The sequence below is a fragment of the Sorangium sp. So ce590 genome, from assembly GCF_051521365.1.
Classification (GTDB): domain Bacteria; phylum Myxococcota_A; class Polyangia; order Polyangiales; family Polyangiaceae; genus Sorangium.
Genome location: NZ_CP150346.1, coordinates 10,653,293 through 10,672,669, shown reverse-complemented (window position 1 = coordinate 10,672,669; position 19,377 = coordinate 10,653,293). Strand labels below are relative to the sequence as shown.

Below are 19,377 nucleotides of genomic sequence, written 5' to 3'. Positions count from 1 at the left end.
GGCGACGGGTCGAATGCAGGCAAACTGGATACTGTCGACAAGCTCATCGGATGCTCCCTAGGGAGAAGGGTTGTTTGATTCCGAGCGCTCTAGGGCGCGTTCATCGATGTCCAGGACCTCCAGGGCCGCGCGCACGCGCGCATGCACGTCGGCCCCCTGCACGGCGGCGATGTGATCGCCGGGGAGATCCGCCGTGTGCACCGCGCCCGACGTGGTGCGCTGCCAGTCCATGGGCGGGCCGCCGTGGTACGCGAGCGTCTCGGCGCTCCACCACGCATGGATCGGCGCCGCGACGCACCGCGGCGGCAGATCGTTCGTGAGCAGGGCCGCGCCTCGAAGCAGCGCGTACCGGTGGTGATAGGCGGCGGGCGGGATGTCGCTCGACGCGAAGCCGCGGGCCTGCGCCCAGCGCACGGCCTCCGCCACCCGGTCGTCGTCGCTCAGCCCCTTCAGCCGCGCCCGCAGCGCGTCGAGCTCCGCCGGCGCGAGCGCGAGCAGCTCCGCGCTGCGGCCCTGATCGATGTACGCCGCCAGCTCCTCGACGACATCCGGCTCGCCCGCCGCGTAGAGCCGCGTGCGCGGCTGCGTGTCCAGCAGGCCGAGGAAGGCGACCCGCTCGCCCTGCTCCTCCAGCGCCCGGGCGATGGCGAGCGCCAGCACGCCGCCCATCGACCACCCGAGGAGGCGATACGGCCCGCGCGCCTGCCGCTCCCGGATCTCGCGCGAGAGCCGCTCGACGATCCGAGGGAGCGAGAGCGCCCCGGCCTCACGCGCGAGCGATGGGCCCAGATCGAGCCCGAGCACGGGCTGCTCGTCGCTCATGGCTGCGGCGAGGCCCTGGTAGGCCATGACGTGCAGGCCTGTTGCGTCCACGCAGAAGAGGGGAGGGCGCGACCCGCCCGCGCGGAGCACGACGACGCTCGACGCCGGGCGCTCGTCCGCGAGCAGTCGGGCGAGCCCCGCGACGGTCGGCGCCTCGAAGATCGCCATCAACGACAGGGAGCCGCCGAGCGCCTGCTGGATCCGGTGCATCAGCGGGATCGCCATCAGCGAGTGCCCGCCGAGGTCGAAGAAGCTGTCCTCGACGCCGATCTGCGGGCGCCCCAGCACGTCGGCCCAGATGCGCGCGAGCGCCTCCTCGACCGGCGTGCGAGGCGCGACGTACGCGCGCCGCCGCCGCGCGGCAGGGCTGGGCAGCGCCTTGCGATCCACCTTCCCGTTGGCGGTCAGGGGCAGCGCGTGGAGCAGCACGACGTCGCTCGGGTGCATGTACTCGGGGAGCCGATCCCTGAGGAACCCGCGCAGCGCGGCCTCGTCGAGCGCCCCCTCCCGGGGCACCACGTACGCGACGAGGGTCGGCCCGCCCGCGCCGTCCTCCCGGGCGATGACGACCGCCTGCCCCACCGCGGGGTGCTCCCGGACGCGCGCCTCGATCTCCCCGAGCTCCACGCGATAGCCGCGGATCTTCACCTGGTGATCGCGCCGACCCATGAACTCGATGGCGCCGTCGGGCCGGTACCGCGCCCGATCGCCCGTCCGGTAGAGGCGCGCGCCCACGCCGAAGGGGTGCGGCACGAACCGCTCCGCGGTCAGATCCGGCTGGCCGAGGTACCCGCGCGCGAGGCCGGCGCCGCCCAGGTAGAGCTCGCCCACCGTGCCCGCCGGCGCCGGCTCGAGGCGCTCGTCGAGGACGTACGCCTCGGCGTTGGCGAGGGGGCGGCCGATCGGCACCGAGGCGCACCCGCGCCGGTCACGCAGCGCGCCGAGCGGCTGCACGAGCGCGCCCACCGTCGTCTCGGTCGGCCCGTAGTGGTTCGCCACAGCGCAGCCGCTCGAGAGCGCCGCGATCCGCTCGATGAGGGCGAACGGCAGCGCCTCTCCGCCCAGCACGAGGAGCCGCCGCGGCAGCACCGCCGCCCCCTCGCCGGTGTCGAGGAGCGCGCTCAGGTGCGACGGCACGATCTTCAGCACGTCGATCGGCCAGCGCCGGTAGTACTCCGAGAAGAGCCTGCCGTCGGTGGCCGTCTCGTAGCCGATCACGTGGAGGCACCCGCCCGAGGCGAGCGCGCCGAAGAGGCTCGTGTTGCCGAGATCGGCGCTCAACGTCGAGACGGTCGCGAAATGCAGGCCCGCCTCGATCCCGAGCGCCTCGCACACAGAGCGGGTGTAGCTGGCGATGCCGCGGTGCGTCACGGCGACGCCCTTGGGCTCGCCGGTCGAGCCCGACGTGAAGACGACGGACGCGATGTCGTCGAGCAGCACCGGCGCGGCCGGGTCGGCGGCGGGCTCGCCGTCGAGCAACGCCGCGTCGTCGAGCGAGAGGACGGCGCAGTCGGTGTCCGGCAGCCGGGCGCGGGCAGGCGCGTTCGTGAGCAGGACGGAGAAGCCCGCGCGCCGGATCTGCTGGGCGAGCCGCTGCGCGGGGGCGTGCGGGTCGAGCGGTACGTAGGCCCCTCCGGCCTTGAGGATGCCCAGGAGGCCCGCGATCATGTCCACGGATCGCTCGCAGCAGAGGCCGACCGGGCTGCCGCCGCCGACGCCGCGCCGGCGGAGATGGTGGGCGAGCCGGTTGGCCTGCCGGTTCAGCTCACCGTAGGTCAGCCGCCTGTCGCCCGCGACAACGGCCAGCGCATCGGGCTGCCGCGCCGCGTGCGCCTCGAACGACGCATGCAGGCACCGCGGCGGCGCGGCGTCGTGCGCCGCCCCCCGGCCCGCCGAGAGCCGCCGCGCCCGCTCCGAAGGGCCGAGCAGGCCGAGGCGCTCCACGGGCGCCGACCAGGCCCCGGCCGCGCTGCCGAGCAGCGCACGGTACTGCTCGGCCAGGCCCAGGACGCCCTCCGCCCCGCACCGGCGCGCGTCGTGCCAGAGCGAGAGGCGCACGCGGCCTCGCCCGCGCTGGGCCGAGAGCGCGAGCTTGAGCCCGCCCGCGCCCGTGCACCGGCGCTCGACGTGCCACGCGAGGCCCCCCGCCGCCCGGGGCTCCGGGAGCGAGGAGAACTCGAAGCCGACGGTGCTCCCGGGCCCCGCGCCGTCCGCCGGCAGGTCGGGGTTCCAGCGCTCCTCGGCTTCCTCTGTCGCCTCCTCGACGCCGGCTTGAGCCCGGCGCACAAGCTCGGCGAACCGCTGCGCGTCGTCCACGCGGCACGGCACCGGGAGCCACCTGGCCACCGGGCCCATGACCTCCTGGACGTCCTCGATCGTCCGCCCGGTCGAGGCCACGGCGACGACGAGCTCCCGCGACCCGGTGAGGCGCGCGAGGTGGACCTGGAAGGCCGCGAGCAGGACCGACGAGAGCGAGGCGCCCTCGCCGCGGGCCAGCGACTCCAGCCGGTCGAGCAGCGCGGCGTCGACGTCGATCTCGACGGCCTCGCCGGAGGCGCCGCCCTCCCCGGCGGCGCCCTCGAACGGGAGGACGACGGGCACCCCCGGAGGCGCCGGCGCGCCCTCCGCCGAGCCGACGAGATCGTTCTGCCACTCGGCAAACTGGGCGTACTGCACCGGCTCCTCGCCGCTCGCGCCTCGCTCGCCGGCGCCGGCGTAGGCCTCGGCCAGCTCGCCGAACAGCAGGTCCATCGTCCACGCGTCGGCGCAGAGCGCGGGCGCGGCGACGAGCAGGTCGTGCAGCCGGTCGGCGCGGCGCACCAGCCAGACGTGAAGCAGCGGCCCGCGCTCGAGGTCGAGCTCGAGCCGCGCGGCCTCGCGCCAGAGCCCATCGACGTGCGCCTGCTGCTCGCCGGCCGCGCGGCCGCCCAGATCCACGCGGCGCCACGCGGGCGCCGCCCCGCAGGCGGCCTGCAGCGGGAACTTGAGGCGCGGATCCCGGCGGAACGTCGTCCGCAGGATCTCGTGCCGCGCGACGACCTGGCCGAGGGCATCGGCCAGCCGCGCGGCATCGAGGTTTCCCTCCAGCCGGATCAGCCCGCGCGTGCACACCGCGGTCCCGCTCCGGTGGAGCGCCCACAGGCGCCGCTGCTGCGGCGAGAGGCGCACGCCCTGAACGGTCGGCCCGAGCTCGGTGACCTGCGTCGTCATGTCGCCACCGCGCCCTGGGCCGCCTGCGTCGCCCGCTCGGCCGTCATCATCTCGCCCATGGCGACCACGATCTTCCGCGGGCCCGAGAACGGGTCGCGGGCGTGGGCCACGAGCATGTTGTCGAGCAGGATGACGTCGCCCTCCTGCCACGGGAACCGCACGGCGCAGCGCTCGTAGGCCTCGCCGAGCGCGCGGGTCGTCTCCGCCTCGATCGGCGCGCCGTCGCCGTAGACCACGTTGCGGGGCAGCCACTCCTCGCCGAGCATCGCCAGGAGCGACTCGCGCACCGGCGCCTCCAGGTACGCCGGGTGGTGCAGCTGGACCTGGTTGAAGAACACCTGCTCTCCCGTCTTCGGGTGCGAGAGCACGGCCGGGCCGCGCTGGCCGATCCGCAGCCGGCCGCCCGCGAGCCACGCGCACCGCATGCCGCCCGCGCGGCAGCGCTCCTCCACGACCGCGGGATCCGTCGTGTGGAAGAAGTCCTGCCAGCTCACGTCGAAGCCCGGCGTGAAGTTGCGCACGTAGAGCAGCCCCGTCCGCCGGAAGCGCTCGCGGACGTCCGGCGCGAGCGCCTCGTGGAGCCGGCGGCAGTCGACGATCGGCGTCGCGCCGCCCTCCGGCGCGGCCTGCACGCAGTAGAACCACTGCTTCATCGGCCAGCGCGGGAGGTGCGAGCTCTCGTTGTGGAACAGGATGGCCTTGTCGGCCGGGTACGGCGTGGAGCTGTAGATGTGCTGCCCGGTCTTCTCCCGCGGAAGGTCGCCGTACTCGCCGAACAGCTCGCCGCAGATGGCCTGCGCGACCTGCTCGAATTCCGGGACCGACCGGATCGGGAAGCCGCGGAACAGGACGGCCCCGTGCCGGAGCAGCTGCGCCTCGACGAACGCCCGCTCCTCGCGGGCCCAGGCCGCGAGCTCCACGTCGTCCACCGCCGGCTTCACGACAAGCGGCAGCGGCCCGGCGTCCATCGTGCTCGTCGCGACGAGCGCGCTGGGACCCACGTCCACCTTGCGGGGGGTGATGCGCTTGAGGCTCCGGAGCCGGCCCTCGTCGCGCGCGCGTCCTTCCACGGTGCGCTCCTTCCTCTCGGCTGCCGCGAGCGCCGTCACGCGGCGGTCGGGGTCGTCCACGATGGCCCGCAGCACGGCCATGAAGTGGGCCGCCATCGCTGCGATCGTCGGCGGCTCGAACAGATCGGCGCGGTACTTCCACGCGCACGTGAGCCCCTCGTCCGTCTCCTCGACGAACACGCCGAGGTCGAACCGCGACACCTCACGGTCGAGATCCACGGGGCTGATGCGGATCCCGGGCAGCGAGATCTCGGACGCCGGCACGTTCTGCAGCACGAACAGCGTCTGCACGAGGGGGTGGCGGCCGGGCTCGCGGGCCGGCCGCACGGCGTCGACGACCTGCTCGAACGGCAGATCCTGGTGCGCGTACGCGTCGAGCGTGACCTCCCGGACCCGCTGAAGGAGCTCCCGGAACGTCGGCAGGCCGCCGAGGTCCGTGCGCAGGACCAGCAGGTTGACGAAGAACCCGATGAGCCCCTCGGTCTCCGCGCGGTTGCGGCCCGCGACGTCGGTCCCGACGAGGACGTCGCTCTGGCCCGTGCGCCCGAGGAGCATGACCTTGAACGCCGCGAGCAGCGTCATGAAGAGGGTCGCGCCCTCGCGCCGGCCGAGCGCGCGCAGGGCGTCGGAGAGCGCGCGGTCCACCGCGATCGTGTGGCGCGCGCCGCGGTAGCTCGGCGCGGCGGGCCGCGGGTGATCCGGGCGCAGATCGAGCGCCGGCGGGTGCCCGGAGAGCCGCTCGCGCCAGGCGCCGAGCAGCGCCTCGCGGGTCGCGCCCCGGATCCACTGCCGCTGCCAGACGGCGAAGTCCGCGTACTGGACCGGCAGCGGCCGCAGCGCCGGCGGGCGCCCGGCCCTCGCCGCCACGTACAGCTCGGCCAGCTCCGCGACCAGCACGTTCATGGTCCAGCCGTCCGCCACGATGTGGTGGACGACGATGACCAGCACGAGCTCGTCGTCGCGGAGCCTGATCGCGGTCACCCGCAGGAGCGGGCCACGACCGAGGTCGAACGGCCGCTCCGCGCGGCCTTCGGCCAGGCGCTGGACCGCCGCGCCGTGCTCCGCGGCGGGCGTCGCCGACAGGTCCACCACCTCGAACGCCGGCGCGCCCTCGGGGGCGATCACCTGCACCGGCTCGCCCGAGGCCACGCCGAACGTGGTCCGCAGCGACTCGTGGCGCCGGACGAGCGCGGTAAGGCTGTCCCTTAGCCCCGCGACGTCGAGCGCCCCCTCGACGCGCACGGCGGCGGTCATGTTGTACCCGGCGCTGTCGGGCTCGAGCTGGGCCAGGAACCACAGGCGCTGCTGCGCGAACGAGAGCGGCAGCGGCCCCTGCCGCGGCGCCGGGACGAGCGGCGGCGCCCCGGCCGCCGGCGCGCCGGCGCGCGGGCCGCGGCGTCGATCGACGTCGCCGGCGAGCTCCGCCACGGTGGGGTGATCGAACAGGCTGCGGAGCGGCAGCTCGACGCCGAGCGCCTTGCGCACGCGCGACACCACCTGCGTGGCGAGGAGCGAGTGCCCGCCCAGCTCGAAGAAGCCGGTGTGGACGCCGACCCGATCGAGCCCCAGCACCTCCGCCCAGATCCCGGCGAGGGCCTCCTCGGTCGGCGTCGTGGGGGCGCCTGCCGCGGCGCCTCCCGGATCGGCCGCGGGCGCCTCCGGCGCCGGCAGGGCCTTGCGGTCCACCTTGCCGTTCGGGGTGAGCGGCAGCGCGGACAGGGCGACGAACACGGGCGGCACCATGTAGTCGGGCAGCGTCTCCTTCAGGAAATCGCGCAGGCGCTCCGGCGCCGGGGGCGCGCCGCCTTCGCCGACGACGTAGGCGACGAGCCGCTTGCCGGAGGAGCGCTCCTCCCGGACCGCGACCACGGCCTCGCGGACCTCCGGGTGCTGCGCGAGGCGCGCCTCGATCTCCCCGAGCTCGATGCGGAAGCCGCGGATCTTCACCTGGTGATCCCGCCGCCCCGAGAACTCGAGGGTGCCGTCCGCGAGGCGCCGGCCGAGATCGCCGGTCCGGTACATGCGCGCGCCGGGCACGTCGCCGAAGGGGTCGGGCACGAAGGCCTCGGCGGTCCGGGCGGGGTCGTTCAGGTAGCCTCGCCCCACGCCGATGCCCGTGACGCAGATCTCGCCGGTCACGCCGACGGGCGCGAGGTCGTCGCCCGTCACGACGTAGAGCTTCACGTTGGGCACGGGCCGGCCGATGGGCACGTGGACGAGCTCGGGCCCCGGGGCCGCCGTGATCGCGTGCAGCGCGACGTCGTCGGCGCACTCGGCCGGCCCGTAGGCGTTCATGAGCGGGACGCGGGGGTACCGCGCGAACCATCGGCGGCAGAGGTCGGGCGTCAGGGCCTCGCCGGTGGGCAGCATCCACCGCAGGCGCGCGAGGCGCGGCGCGTCCTCGTCGGCCCCCACGAGCTCCCGCAGGAGCGACGGGACCAGCTCGAGGACCGTGATCCCCTGCGCCTCGGCCTCCTCCAGCAGGCGCCGCGGATCGCCCACGATCTCGTCGGGGACGATGTGCACGCGGCCGCCGCAGAGCAGCGCCGTCAGCAGCTGCCACACCGAGATGTCGAAGCACTGGGACGCTGTCTGGCCGATGACGTCTGAGGCGCCGAGCTCGAGCGCGGGGATCTTCCCCCACACGTTGTTGAGCATCCCGGCGTGCTCGACCATCGCCCCCTTCGGCGCGCCGGTCGATCCGCTCGTGTAGATGACGTAGGCGAGGTGGCCGGGGCCGGCGAGCCGCGGGAGGTCGTCGACGGGCACGGGCGCGGGCCCGCGCTGCGCGGCGAGGCGCTCGCGCGTCACGAACCGAGGCCGGGCTGGCTCCGGCAGGTGCGCGAGCGCCTTCGCGAGCCGCGGGACCCACGCCTCCGAGGTCACGACCACGGGCGCGCGGCTCGCCTCGACGACCCCGGCGATGCGCTGCTCCGGCTGGTGGGGATCGAGCGGGAGATACGCGCCGCCGGCCTTGAGCACGCCGAGCAGCGCGACGACCAGCTCGATGTCGCGCGACTCCAGCACGGCGACGATCGTGTCCGGACCGACCCCCTGGGCCCGCAGTGCGTGGGCCACCTGGTCGGCGGCGCGGTTCAGGGCCGCGTAGGTGAGCCGGCGCCCGCGGCAGGTGACCGCCTCGGCGTCGGGCGTCCTTCGCGCCTGGGCCTCGAACAGCGACACGTAGCTCGGCGCGGCGGGCTCCGCGCTCCTCGTGCTGTTCCACTCCAGGAGCAGCTGCCGGCGCTCGCGCTCACCCAGGAGCGCGAGGTCGCCCAGCCGCGCCTCCGGGCGGCGGGCCATCTCCGAGAGGAGCTGGACCAGGTGGCCGAGCATCCGCTCGACGGCGTCGTGAGCGAACAGGCGCCGGTCGTACGAGAGCCGGATCCCGAGCCCCGCGCCCGGGTAGGCCACGACCGTCATCGGGTAGTTCGTGTGGACCCGGTCCTGCTCGTAGGAGAGGCGGACGTCGCCCACCTGCTCTCCGAGGCGGGGGTCCTTCGGCGCGTTCTCGAAGACGAGGAGGCTGTCGAAGAGCGCCTGTCCCTTGGGGAGCTCGCTCCACCGCTGGATCTCCACGAGCGGCGGATACTCGACCTCGCGGATCCGGTAGTTGTGGGCCAGGAGGCCCTTGAGCCACGGGAGGAGCGGCTGCTCGGGCGAGACGCGCACCCGCAGCGGCAGGCTGTTGATGAAGAGGCCCACGATCGACTCCACGCCGGGCAGATCGGTCGGGCGGCCCGCCACGGTCACGCCGAACACGACGTCGCGCCGGCCGCTGTAGCGGCTCAGGAGGAGCGCCCAGGCCCCTTGCACAAGGGTGTTGGGCGTCAGCCCGTGCTTGTGCGCGAGGCCGAGGAGCGCCTCGGTCAAGGCCGGCGGCAGCTCGACGAACGCGTCGCTCACCCCGGCCCCCGCGGGCGGCGCGGCCCCGTCGGGGAGGATCCGGTCCACGCCGAGGGGCGTCGGCTCCGCGAAGCCGCGGAGCTCCTCGCGCCAGAACCGCTCGGCCGCCGGGAGGTCCTGCCGCGCAAGCCAGGCGATGTAGTCGCGGTAGGGGCGCGGCTCGGGCAGCTCCAGCGAGCGGTCCTCGATCAGGGCCGCGTAGTACGACAGGCACTCCATCATCAGCACGGAGAAGCACCAGTCGTCCGTGAGGATGTGGTGGAAGCTCCGCACGATGCGGTAGGCGTCCTCCCGCACGCGGATCAGCCGGAGCCGCAGGAGCGGCGCGCGCGTCATGTCGAGCCCCTCGGCGAGCTCGGCCTCGAGCGTCTCGGCGAGGCGCCGCTCCTGCTCGGCCTCGGTCTCGTCGCGCCAGTCGAGGACGTGGATGACGTCGGAGAGGTCGACCTGCCGGTGGACGATCTGGAGCGGTCGCTCGAGATCCTTCCAGACGAAGGAGGTCCTCAGGATGGGGTGCCGCGCCGCCACCCGCCGCCAGGCCTCGATGACGAGGCCGGCGTCGAGCGCGCCGTGCCACACGTAGTGCTGCTGCATCAGGTAGATGCCCGAGCCCGGGTTCAGCAGGGTGTGGAAGAGCATCCCCTCCTGCATCGGCGAGAGCGGGTAGACGTCATCGAGCCCCGCCGGGTCCGGCAGGTTGCGCGCGAGCTCGTCCTGCGTGAGGCCGCTCAGCGCGAACCGCGGAGGCGTCGCCCCGGGCGGCTCTCCCTGCGGCGCGCAGGTCGGGTCCGGGCCCGCGACGGCGGCGGCGCCCGCGGCCGCGACCGGCGCCGCGGCGGAGCGCGCGACCGCCGCGGCGCCGGCCACGGTGGGGTGGTCGAACAGATCCTTCGGGCTCAGCTTGACGCCGCGCTGGTTGGCGCGCGCGATGACCTGGAGGCTCCGGATGGAGTCGCCGCCGAGGGCGAAGAAGTTGTCGTGGATGCCGACCCGCTCCACGCGCAGGATCTCGGCCCAGATCTGGGCGAGCGTAGCCTCGACCTCGCTCCGCGGCGCGACGAAGCCGGCGGCCTCCGGCGCGCCCGCCCGCCCGGGCTCGGGCAGCGCCGCGCGGTCGATCTTGCCGTTCGCGGTGAGCGGCAGCGCGGGCAGCGCCACGATCACGGCGGGCACCATGATGTCGGGGAGCCCCAGCGCGAGCCGGCCGCGGAGCGCCGCGACGTCGGGCGCCGCCGCCTCCCGGCCGACGACGTAGGCCACGAGGCGCGTGGTCCCGCCGGCGTCCCGCGCCGCCACGACCGCCTCGCGCACCTCGGGCTGCTCGCGCAGGCGGGCCTCGATCTCGCCGAGCTCGACGCGGTGGCCGCGCAGCTTGATCTGGTGGTCGGTGCGCCCGAGGAACTCGATCGCGCCGTCCGCCCGGAGGCGCGCCCGATCCCCGGTGCGGTACAGGCGGCCGCCCGGGGCGCCCCCGAACGGATCCGGGACGAAGCGCTCCGCCGTCAGCTCGGGGCGCGCGTGGTAGCCACGCGTCACGCCGGCCCCGCCCAGGTAGAGCTCCCCGGGCACACCCACCGGCACCGGCTCGAAATTTACACCAAGGACATACGCCTGGGTGTTCGGGAGCGGCCGGCCGATGGGCACGGTCGCTGCGGATCGGCCGCCCGCGGCATCGAACTGCCATGTAAGCGAGCCCACAGTGGTTTCCGTGGGACCGTAATGATTCAGGACGGTGCACCCCGGCGAGAGCGCGCGGATGCGGTCGATGAGCTCCCAGCTCGAGGCTTCCCCGCCGAGCACGAGGCAGCGCGCGGGCAGCACGCGCTCGGGCTGCGCGGCCTCGAGGAGCGCGGTGAGGTGGCTGGGGACGATCTTGAGCGCGTCGACCCCGTGACGGCTCATGTACTCGGCGGTGGCGTCGGGATCGAAGATCCGCGCCTCGGACAGGACGTGCAGCGCGCGGCCCGAGCAGAGCGCGCCGAAGAGCGACGTGTGCCCGAGGTCCGCCGCCACGGTCGAGACGAGCGCCATGCCGCCGCCCTCGGCGAGGGGCAGCCGCGTGAGCACGCCGCGCACGTAGTTCACGAGGTGCCGGTGCTCGACGGCCACGCCCTTCGGGCGCCCGGTCGAGCCCGAGGTGTAGATGAGGTAGGCCAGGTTCTCCGGCCGGGCCGTCGCGCCGAGCGGCCCGGCCGGCTCGGTCGCGAGGCTGACCGCGTCGCGGTCGAGGAAGAGCAGCGCCGGCCCCGGCCCGTCGAACGCGCCGGCCCATGACGCCTGGGTGATCACGACCTTCGCGCCGCTGTCCTCCACGACGGCGCGCAGCCGCTCGCGCGGGAATTTCGGGTCGACGGGCACGTACGCGGCGCCGGCCTTGAGCACGCCGAGCAGCGCGAGGATCAGCTCCGCCGAGCGCTCGATGCACAGGACGACCCGGTCCTCGGGCCCGACGCCGAGCGCCCGCAGCCTCCGCGCCAGCTGGTTCGTCTGCCGGTCGAGCTCCCGGTAGGTCAGCGCCGTCTCTTCGCAGACGACCGCCAGGGCGTCGGGCCGCGCGGCGGCGTGCGCCGCGAAGAGCTCGTGGACGCAGGCCGGCGGGAAGTCGGCGGCCGTCGCGTTCCACTCGGAGAGCAGGCGCCGCCGCTCCGCGCCGCCCACGAGGGGCAGCTCGGCCAGCCGGGCGTCCGGCCGCGCCGCCATCACCTCGAGCAGCGCGCGGCACTGGCCGAGCAGGCTGGCCGCGGCCTCGTGCGTGAGGCGCCGGCGCTCGTAGCTCAGGATGAGCCCGAGCTCGCTCGACGGCTCGACGATGAGCGACGCCGGGTAGTTGTTGCGCCCGGCGGTGAGCAAGGCGTCGCCGACGCGCCCGCCGCCGGGCCGGGGCAGGGCGCGGACGCGAACGTCCATGGGGATGCCGCTCACGTCCTCCTCGGGGTAGCTGTCGAACACCACCAGGGTGTCGAAGAGCGACCGCCCGCCTGGCACCTCGCTCCAGCGCTGGACGTTGGACAGGGGGGTCCACTCGTACTGGCGCAGCTCGCTGTTCCGGTCCTGCAGCCGCGAGAGCCAGGCGGCGAGCGGCTCGTGCTCGTCCACGTGGACCCGCACAGGCAAGGTGTTGATCATCACGCCGACGATGGCCTCGGAGCCGGGGAGCTCCGGGGGGCGGCCCGACACCGTGGAGCCGAAGACAACGTCGGCCTCTCCGCTGTGCCGGGAGAGCAGGAGGGCCCACGCGCCCTGCACGAGGGTGTTCAGCGTGACGCGCAGGCGGCGCGCGCAGGCCGCGAGCGCCTCCGTCTCGGCCCGCGAGAAGCGGAGCGCCTGCTCGGCGCAGGGGAACGCGCCGTCGCCGGCGGCGGCCGCCGGCCCCGCCTCCAGCGGGAGCGGCGTCGGCGCCCGGAACCCGGCCAGCGCGCCGCGGAAGAACCGCTCGGCGGCGCCTTCGTCCTGGGCCTGCACCCACGTGAGGTACTCCCGGTACGGGCGCGGCCGCGGCAGCTCGGGCGCCGCGCCCCGCGCGAGTGCCTTGTAAACGAACAGCGCCTCTCTCAGCAGGAGGGCGAAGCTCCACCCGTCGAGCAGGAGGTGGTGATGGCTGTTGATGAAATAGAAGGCCTCCTCCTCGGCCCGGGCCACCGTGAGCCGCATGAGGGGCGCCTTCAGCAGGTCGAAGCCGGCGCGCCGGTCCGCGGCCATGAGCTCGACGAGGGCCTCCTCGCGCTCGCGCGCGGCGAGCCCGCGGAGGTCGTGCCGCGAAAGGGGGATCGTCGCCCGCGGGCGGACGACCTGCACCGGCCTGTTCACGCCCTCCCAGACGAAGCCGGTGCGCAGGATGGGGTGCCGCTCCGCGAGCGCCTGCCAGGCGCGCTCGAAGATGTCGAGTTCGAGCCGCCCCTCCAGGAGAAAGGCCGTCTGGACGAAGTACGGGTCGGCGGCGCGATCCGAGACCGCGTGAAAGAGCAATCCCTGCTGGAGCGGGGAGAGATAGTGAATCGACTCAACGTCTTTCTTCTTGTTCGTCATGGCGTCAGTCCAGGGCTTGCAGGATGGAGTCCAGCTCGTCCGACGCGAGCGCGACGTCGGTGAAGTCCGACGGCGTGTAGCCGCCGGCGTCAGGAGACAGGCAGTGCGCGATCAGCTCTCTCAGCGCGTCGCGCCACAGCGCGCTGACCGCCGCGACCGTCTCCTGCCGGTACCGCGCGGCGCTGTAGCGGAAGGTCGCCTCGAGGCGGCCGTCGTACACCGCCGCGTCGATCTCGAGCTCGTACGCGAGCGGGCTGCCCGGGTCGTGCTCGGCGCCGGGCGACTCCGCGGCCAGGGAGAACCGCGCGCCGGCGCCCACCACCTGGTCCCACTGCCCCAGGTAGTTGAACCCGACGCCGGGCGTCGGCAGGCGGCGCAGCCGGTCCGCGATCGCCCCCGTCCCGAGCTCCCGCACCGCGCCGTAGGGGAGGCCGCGCCGCGGGATGCGGCGGAGCTGCTCCTTCACCGTCCTGAGCACGGCGCCCGGCGCCGCGTCCGGCGCGACCTCGAGCAGCACCGGGTAGGCGCTCGTGAACCAGCCGACCGTACGCGACAGGTCCAGGTCTTCGCCGTCGAGCGCCTCGCGCCCGTGGCCCTCGACCTCGATCGCCGCCACGCGCTGCCCGGTCCACCGCCCGAGCGCCAGGGCCAGCCCGGCCAGCAAGACCTCGTCGACGCGCGTCCGGTACGCGTCCGAGACGGCCTCCAGCAGCGATCGCGTCTCGGCCCCGCTCAGACCCGCCTTGACCGTGGCCATTGCCGTCTCCGCGCGATCCCCCGCCGGCGTGTCGACCGGCAGCGGCGCCGCCCGGTCCCAGGGGAGCCCGAGCCAGAAGGCCGCTTCTTCCTGGAGGGCGGCGTCCTGCGCCGCGGCCTCCAGGCGCTCCGCCCACCGCTTGAACGAGGTGGTCCTGCCGGGCAGCTGCGCCGGCGCCCCGCGGCGGGCCTGGTCGTAGGCGGTCTGGAGATCGTCGAGGAGGATCCGCCACGACACGCCGTCGACGACGAGGTGGTGCGCGGCCAGCAAGAGCCGTCCCGGCCGGCCGGCGCCAAGGTCGAACCCGACCACGCGGAGCACCGGCCCCGCCGTCAGGTCCAGGCTCGCCTGCCAGCGGGACGCGTGCGCCTCGATCACCCGCGGCAGGTCGGCCTCGGGCACCCTGGAGAGGTCCGCCCGATGCGCGACGGCCTCGGGCTCGCCGGGCGCGTGCGTCTGGCGCCACGCGTCTCCCTCCGGCACGTAGCGCAGCCGCAGGGCGTCGTGGTGGCGCAGGAGCGCCTGCGCTGCCGCCTCCAGGGCCGGCCCGTCGAGGGGCTCGTCGACCGTGAGCAGGAGCGCCTGGTTCCAGTGATGGGGGTTCGGCAGATCGCGCGCGAAGAACCGCCGCTGGATCGGGGTCAGGGGCACGTCGCCCGTCGCCGGCTCCTCCCCGGGCGCCGCCGCGGCCGAGGCGACGCCCGCGGCGGCCGAGAGCTCCGCGAGGGTCTGGTGCTGGAACATCTGGCGCGCCGTCAGGCGGAGGCCCGCCTGCTTCGCGCGCGACACGACCTGCAGGCTCAGGATCGAGTCGCCGCCGAGCTCGAAGAAGTTGTCGTCGCGGCCGACGCGCTCGCGGCCCAGCACCGCGGCCCAGATCTCGGCGAGCTGCGCCTCGACCTCCGTGGCGGGAGCGGCGTCCAGGGGCGCTCCTCCCGCGTCCGCCGGCGGCGCCGCCTCGCGGACCGCGTCCGCCGGCGGCGCCGCCTCGGGCGGCTCGGGCTGCGTCGGGGCCGGCGCCGCCGGCAGCGGCAGCTCGCCGAGCCGCGCGGTCGGCCGCGCCACGATCGCCTCCAGCACGGCGCGGAGGTCGTCCGCCATGCGGCGGATCGTGCCCTCCTCGAAGAGCTCCGTGCTGTACTCGAACGAGCCGCTCAGCCCCTCCGGCGCGGTCGCCATGTGGAGCGAGAGGTCGAACTGCGCGCTGCCCGGATCCACCTCGACGGGCCGGAGCTCGAGGTCGGCGAGCGGGAGCGCGCGCCGCGAGGCCTCCTGGAGCGAGAACATCACCTGGAACAGCGGGGTGCTGCCGAGATCCCGCGCCGGCCGGAGCGCCTTCACGAGCTGCTCGAACGGCAGGTCCTGGTGCGCCTGCGCGGCCAGCACCTCTTCCCGCGTCCGCGAGAGGAGATCGGTGAAGCGCGGGTCCCCCGCGAGGTCCGCCCGCAGCACGAGCGTGTTGACGAAGAGCCCGATGAGCCCCTCGACCTCGACGCGCGTGCGGCCCGCGATCGGCGTCCCGATGCAGAGGTCCGTCTGGCCGCTCCTCTGCGCCATCAGCGCCTGGAACGCGGCGAGGAGCAGCATGAACGTCGTGACGCCCTGGCCGCGCGCGAGCGCGCCGAGCGCGGCGGAGAGCTCGCGCGGGAGCGCGAAGTCGAGGCGGGCGCCCCGGTAGGACCGCGCGGCGGGGCGCGGCTTGTCGGTGGGCAGCCGCAGCGCCGGCGGCTCCGCGCCGAGCCGCTGGCGGACGTACGCGAGCTCTCGGTCGAGCGCCGTCTCCGTGAGCCACCCGCGCTGCCACCGGGCGTAGTCGGCGTACTGGATCGGGAGCGCCGGGAGCGCCGCGGCGCGCCCCTCCGCGTCGGCGGCGTAGAGCTCCGCCACCTCGCGGACGAGGACGTTCATCGACCATCCGTCCGACACGATGTGGTGGAGGACGACGAGCAGGAGGTGCTCGCGCTCGCCGAGGCGCGCGAGCGCGATCCGGAGCAGCGGCCCGCGGCGGAGGTCGAAGGGCCGGCGGGCTTGCTCCTCGAGCAGCCGCAGCGCCTCGGCCTCGCGCGACTCCTCGGGCACGGCGCCGAGGTCCACGGCGGAGAACGTCACCGGCTGCTCGGCGTGGATGACCGCCACCGCCCGGCCGTCGCGCTCCTCGAACGTGGCGCGCAGGGACTCGTGGCGGCGGACCACCGCGGCGAAGCTGCGCTCGAGGCGGGCCACGTCGAGCGGCCCGAGCAGGCGCACCGCCGCCGGGACGTTGTAGGAAGCCGCGGTCTCCTCGAGCTCGGAGAGGAACCACAGGCGCTCCTGCGCGAAGGAGAGCGGCGGCGGGCCGCTCCGCGGCGCGGCGAGGAGCGGCGGCGCCGGCGGGGCCAGCGGGCCGCGCCGGGCCGCCTCGACGGCGCGCGCCTGGGCGGCCACCGTCGGCGTCTCGAAGAGCGCGCGGAGCGGGAGCTCGACGTCGAGCACGCGGCGCACGCGCGAGAGGACCTGCGTCAAGAGCAGCGAGTGGCCGCCGAGGTCGAAGAACGAGTCCTCCGCGGAGACCCGCTCCACGCCCAGCACCTCGGCCCAGATCCCGGCGAGCAGCTCCTCGGTCGCCGTGCGCGGCGCCACGTGGCTCCGCGCGTCGCCGGACTCGGGGGCGGGCAGCGCGCGCCGGTCCACCTTGCCGTTCGGCGTGCGGGGGAGCGCCGGCAGGAACACGAAGGCCGCCGGCACCATGTACTCGGGCAGGCGCTCCGCGAGCCACGCGCGCAGCGCCTCCGCGGCCGGCGCCGCAGCGCCTGCGGCCGCGTAGGCGACGAGCCGCCGCACGCCCGGTCGGTCCTCGCGGACGAGCACCGCGGCCTCCTGCACGGCGGGGTGCTCGGCGAGCCGCGCCTCGATCTCGCCGAGCTCGATGCGGTAGCCCCGCAGCTTGACCTGGTGGTCCCGCCGGCCGGCGAACTCGATCGTGCCGTCTCCTCGGTAGCGACCGAGATCCCCGGTCCGGTAGAGCCGGCGCCCCGGCGCCTGGCTGAAAGGGTCGGGGAGGAACGCGGCGGCGGTCCGGCCCGGCTCGCCGAGGTAGCCGCGCCCGACGCCGATGCCGCCCACGTAGAGCTCGCCGCCCACGCCGACCGGCGACGGGGCGAGCAGGTGGTCCAGGACGTAGAGCCGGAGGCCGTCCACCGGCCGCCCGATCGGGACCTCGGTCTCGTGCGCCGCGGGCGGCGCGGTGATGGGGTGCAGCGCCACGTCGTCCGAGCACTCCGCGGGCCCGTACGCGTTCATGAGGGGCACCGCCGGGTAGCGGTCGAGCCACGCCCGGGCGAGCGCGGCGGGGAGCGCCTCGCCGGTCGGCAGGATCCAGCGCAGCCGCGCGAGGGCCGGCGGCGCGGGGCGCTCGAGGGCCGCGTCCAGCATGCCCTGGAGCACGGCGGGGACGACCTCGGCGACGGCGATCCCCCGGCGCTCGACGTGCTCGAGCAGGCGCGCCGGATCGCGCGTGATCTCGTCGGGCACGATGTCGACCGTGCCCCCGAAGAGCAGGGCGGTGAGGAACTGCCAGACCGAGATGTCGAAGCACGGCGACGCCGTCTGCGCGATGACGTCGCCCGCCGCGAGGCCGAGCCGCGGGATCTTGCTCAGCATGTTGTTGAGCATCCCGCGCCGCTCGACCATCGCGCCCTTGGGCACCCCGGTGGAGCCGCTCGTGTAGATGACGTAGGCGAGGTGCCCCGGTCCGCCGCGCTCCTCCGGGTCCTCGTCGGACGAGGCCTCGTCGAGGGCGCCCTCGAGGGTCGCGATCGCCGGCCGGCGCGCCTCGGGCAGCATAGTAATGGCTCTTTCCAAAGCGCCGCGGTGCCGATCGCGCGTCAGCACGACGCGGGGCTCGCTCGACGCGAGGATCTGCGCCACGCGCTCGGCCGGGTAGGCGGGATCGAGCGGCACGTACGCCCCGCCGGCCTTGAACACGGCGAGGATCATGGTGAGCAGCGGGATGCCCCGCTCGTCGAGCAGCGCCACCCGCTGCTCGGGGTGGATGCCACGCGCGCGCAGCGCGTGCGCCGCGCGGTTGGCGTCGCGGTTCAGCGCGGCGTAGGTCAGCCGCCGATCCGCGCAGGACACGGCGACGGCGTCGGGGGTCCGCGCGACCTGGGCGCGGAAGCGCGCGGCGTAGGAGGAGAGGTCCTCCGGGGCCGCGGGCGTCGTGTTCCACGCGACGAGCGCCTGCTGCCGCTCGGCCGGCGTGAGGTGCGGCAGATCGCCGAGGCGCGCGTCGGGCCGCGCGGCCATGCCCTCGAGGAGCGCGCCGAGGTGCCCGAGCAGGCGCGCGGCGAGCTCGGGCCGGACGCGCGACCGATCGTAGGAGAGCTTGAGGGGCAGCTCGGCGTCGGGCCACGACATGATCGTGAGCGGGAAGTTCGTGTGGACGCGGTCGCGGACGTCTCCGACCCGGAAGACGATCCGCCCCTCGCGGAGCGCGGGGTCGACCGGCGCGTTCTCGAACACGAAGAGGCTCTGGAACAGCGGCTGTCCGCGCTCGATCGCGCTCCAGCGCTGGATGTCCACGAGCGGCGTGTGCTCGTGCTGCCGCAGCGCCAGGTTCCGATCGAGGAGCGCGGCGAGCCACGGCAGGAGCGGCTTGTCCGGGGGGACCGGGACGCGCAGCGGCAGCGTGTTGATGAAGAGGCCCAGGATGGACTCGACCCCAGGCAGCTCCGGGGGACGCCCGGCGACGGTGACGCCGAAGAGCACCTCGGGCTCGCCGCTGTAATGGCTGAGGAGCAGGGCCCAGGCGCCCTGGACTATCGTGTTGAGCGTGAGGCGATGGCGCGGGGCGAGCGCGCGCAGCGCGGCCGTGGGCGCCGCGCCGAGCCGGATCACGAGGTCGTCGATCTCGCCGTGATCCGCGGCCGCCGCGTCGGCGGAGCGCTCCTCGAACCCGAGCGGCGTCGGGGCCCCGAAGCCCTCGAGGGCGCCCCGCCAGAACGCCTCTGCGGCCGGGACGTCTCGCCGCCCGAGCCAGTCGATGTAATCGCGGTAGGGGCGCGCGGGCGCCGGGCGCGACGCGTCGCCCCGGACCAGCGCCTCGTAGTGTGCGAGGAAGTCCATCATCAGGAGCGACGTGCACCACTCGTCGAGGAGGATGTGGTGGAAGCTGTGGACGAGCTCGTGAGTCCGGTCGCCCAGCCGGACGAGGCGGAGGCGCATCACCGGCGCCTTGCCGAAGTCGAGCCCCCGGTCGAGCTCGTCGCGGAGCTCCATGGAGATGCGCGCCTCCTGGGCCTCTGCGGTGAGGCCCCGGTAGTCGAGCACCTCGAACGGCAGCTCCACCGCCTTGTGGACGACCTGGAGCGGGCGCTTCTGGCTCCTCCAGACGAAGGAGGTGCGCAGGATCGCGTGTCGCGCCACCACCTCTCGCCAGCCCCGCTCGAACGCGTCGATCTGCAGATCTCCATCGATGCGATAGCGATTCTGCATGAGGTAGACGCCCGAGGACGGGCGGAGGAGCGTGTGGAACAGCATCCCCTCCTGCATGGGGGAGAGGGGATAGACGCTTTCGATGTTGGCAGAGGGATCAGGCTTGGTAGACAC

Annotated in this window: 3 protein-coding genes; all 3 read right to left on the bottom strand. The window is 74.9% G+C overall.

Annotated features, from left to right (window positions below; all coding sequences use genetic code 11):
* Window positions 1-57: 57 nt before the first annotated feature.
* The 3 genes from WMF28_RS40505 to WMF28_RS40495 are packed head-to-tail and all read right to left on the bottom strand — an operon-like array spanning window position 58 to window position 19,377.
* Complete coding sequence (locus tag WMF28_RS40505) at window positions 58-4,032, bottom strand: non-ribosomal peptide synthetase (RefSeq protein WP_437599066.1); 3,975 nt, start codon at window positions 4,030-4,032, stop codon at window positions 58-60.
* On the bottom strand, window positions 4,029-13,034 hold the full coding sequence (locus WMF28_RS40500) for an amino acid adenylation domain-containing protein (RefSeq protein WP_437599064.1): 9,006 nt from the start codon (window positions 13,032-13,034) through the stop codon (window positions 4,029-4,031). Before WMF28_RS40500 ends, WMF28_RS40505 begins: the two co-directional genes overlap by 4 nt.
* A 4-nt stretch (window positions 13,035-13,038) precedes the next feature.
* On the bottom strand, window positions 13,039-19,377 hold the full coding sequence (locus tag WMF28_RS40495) for an amino acid adenylation domain-containing protein (protein WP_437599063.1): 6,339 nt from the start codon (window positions 19,375-19,377) through the stop codon (window positions 13,039-13,041).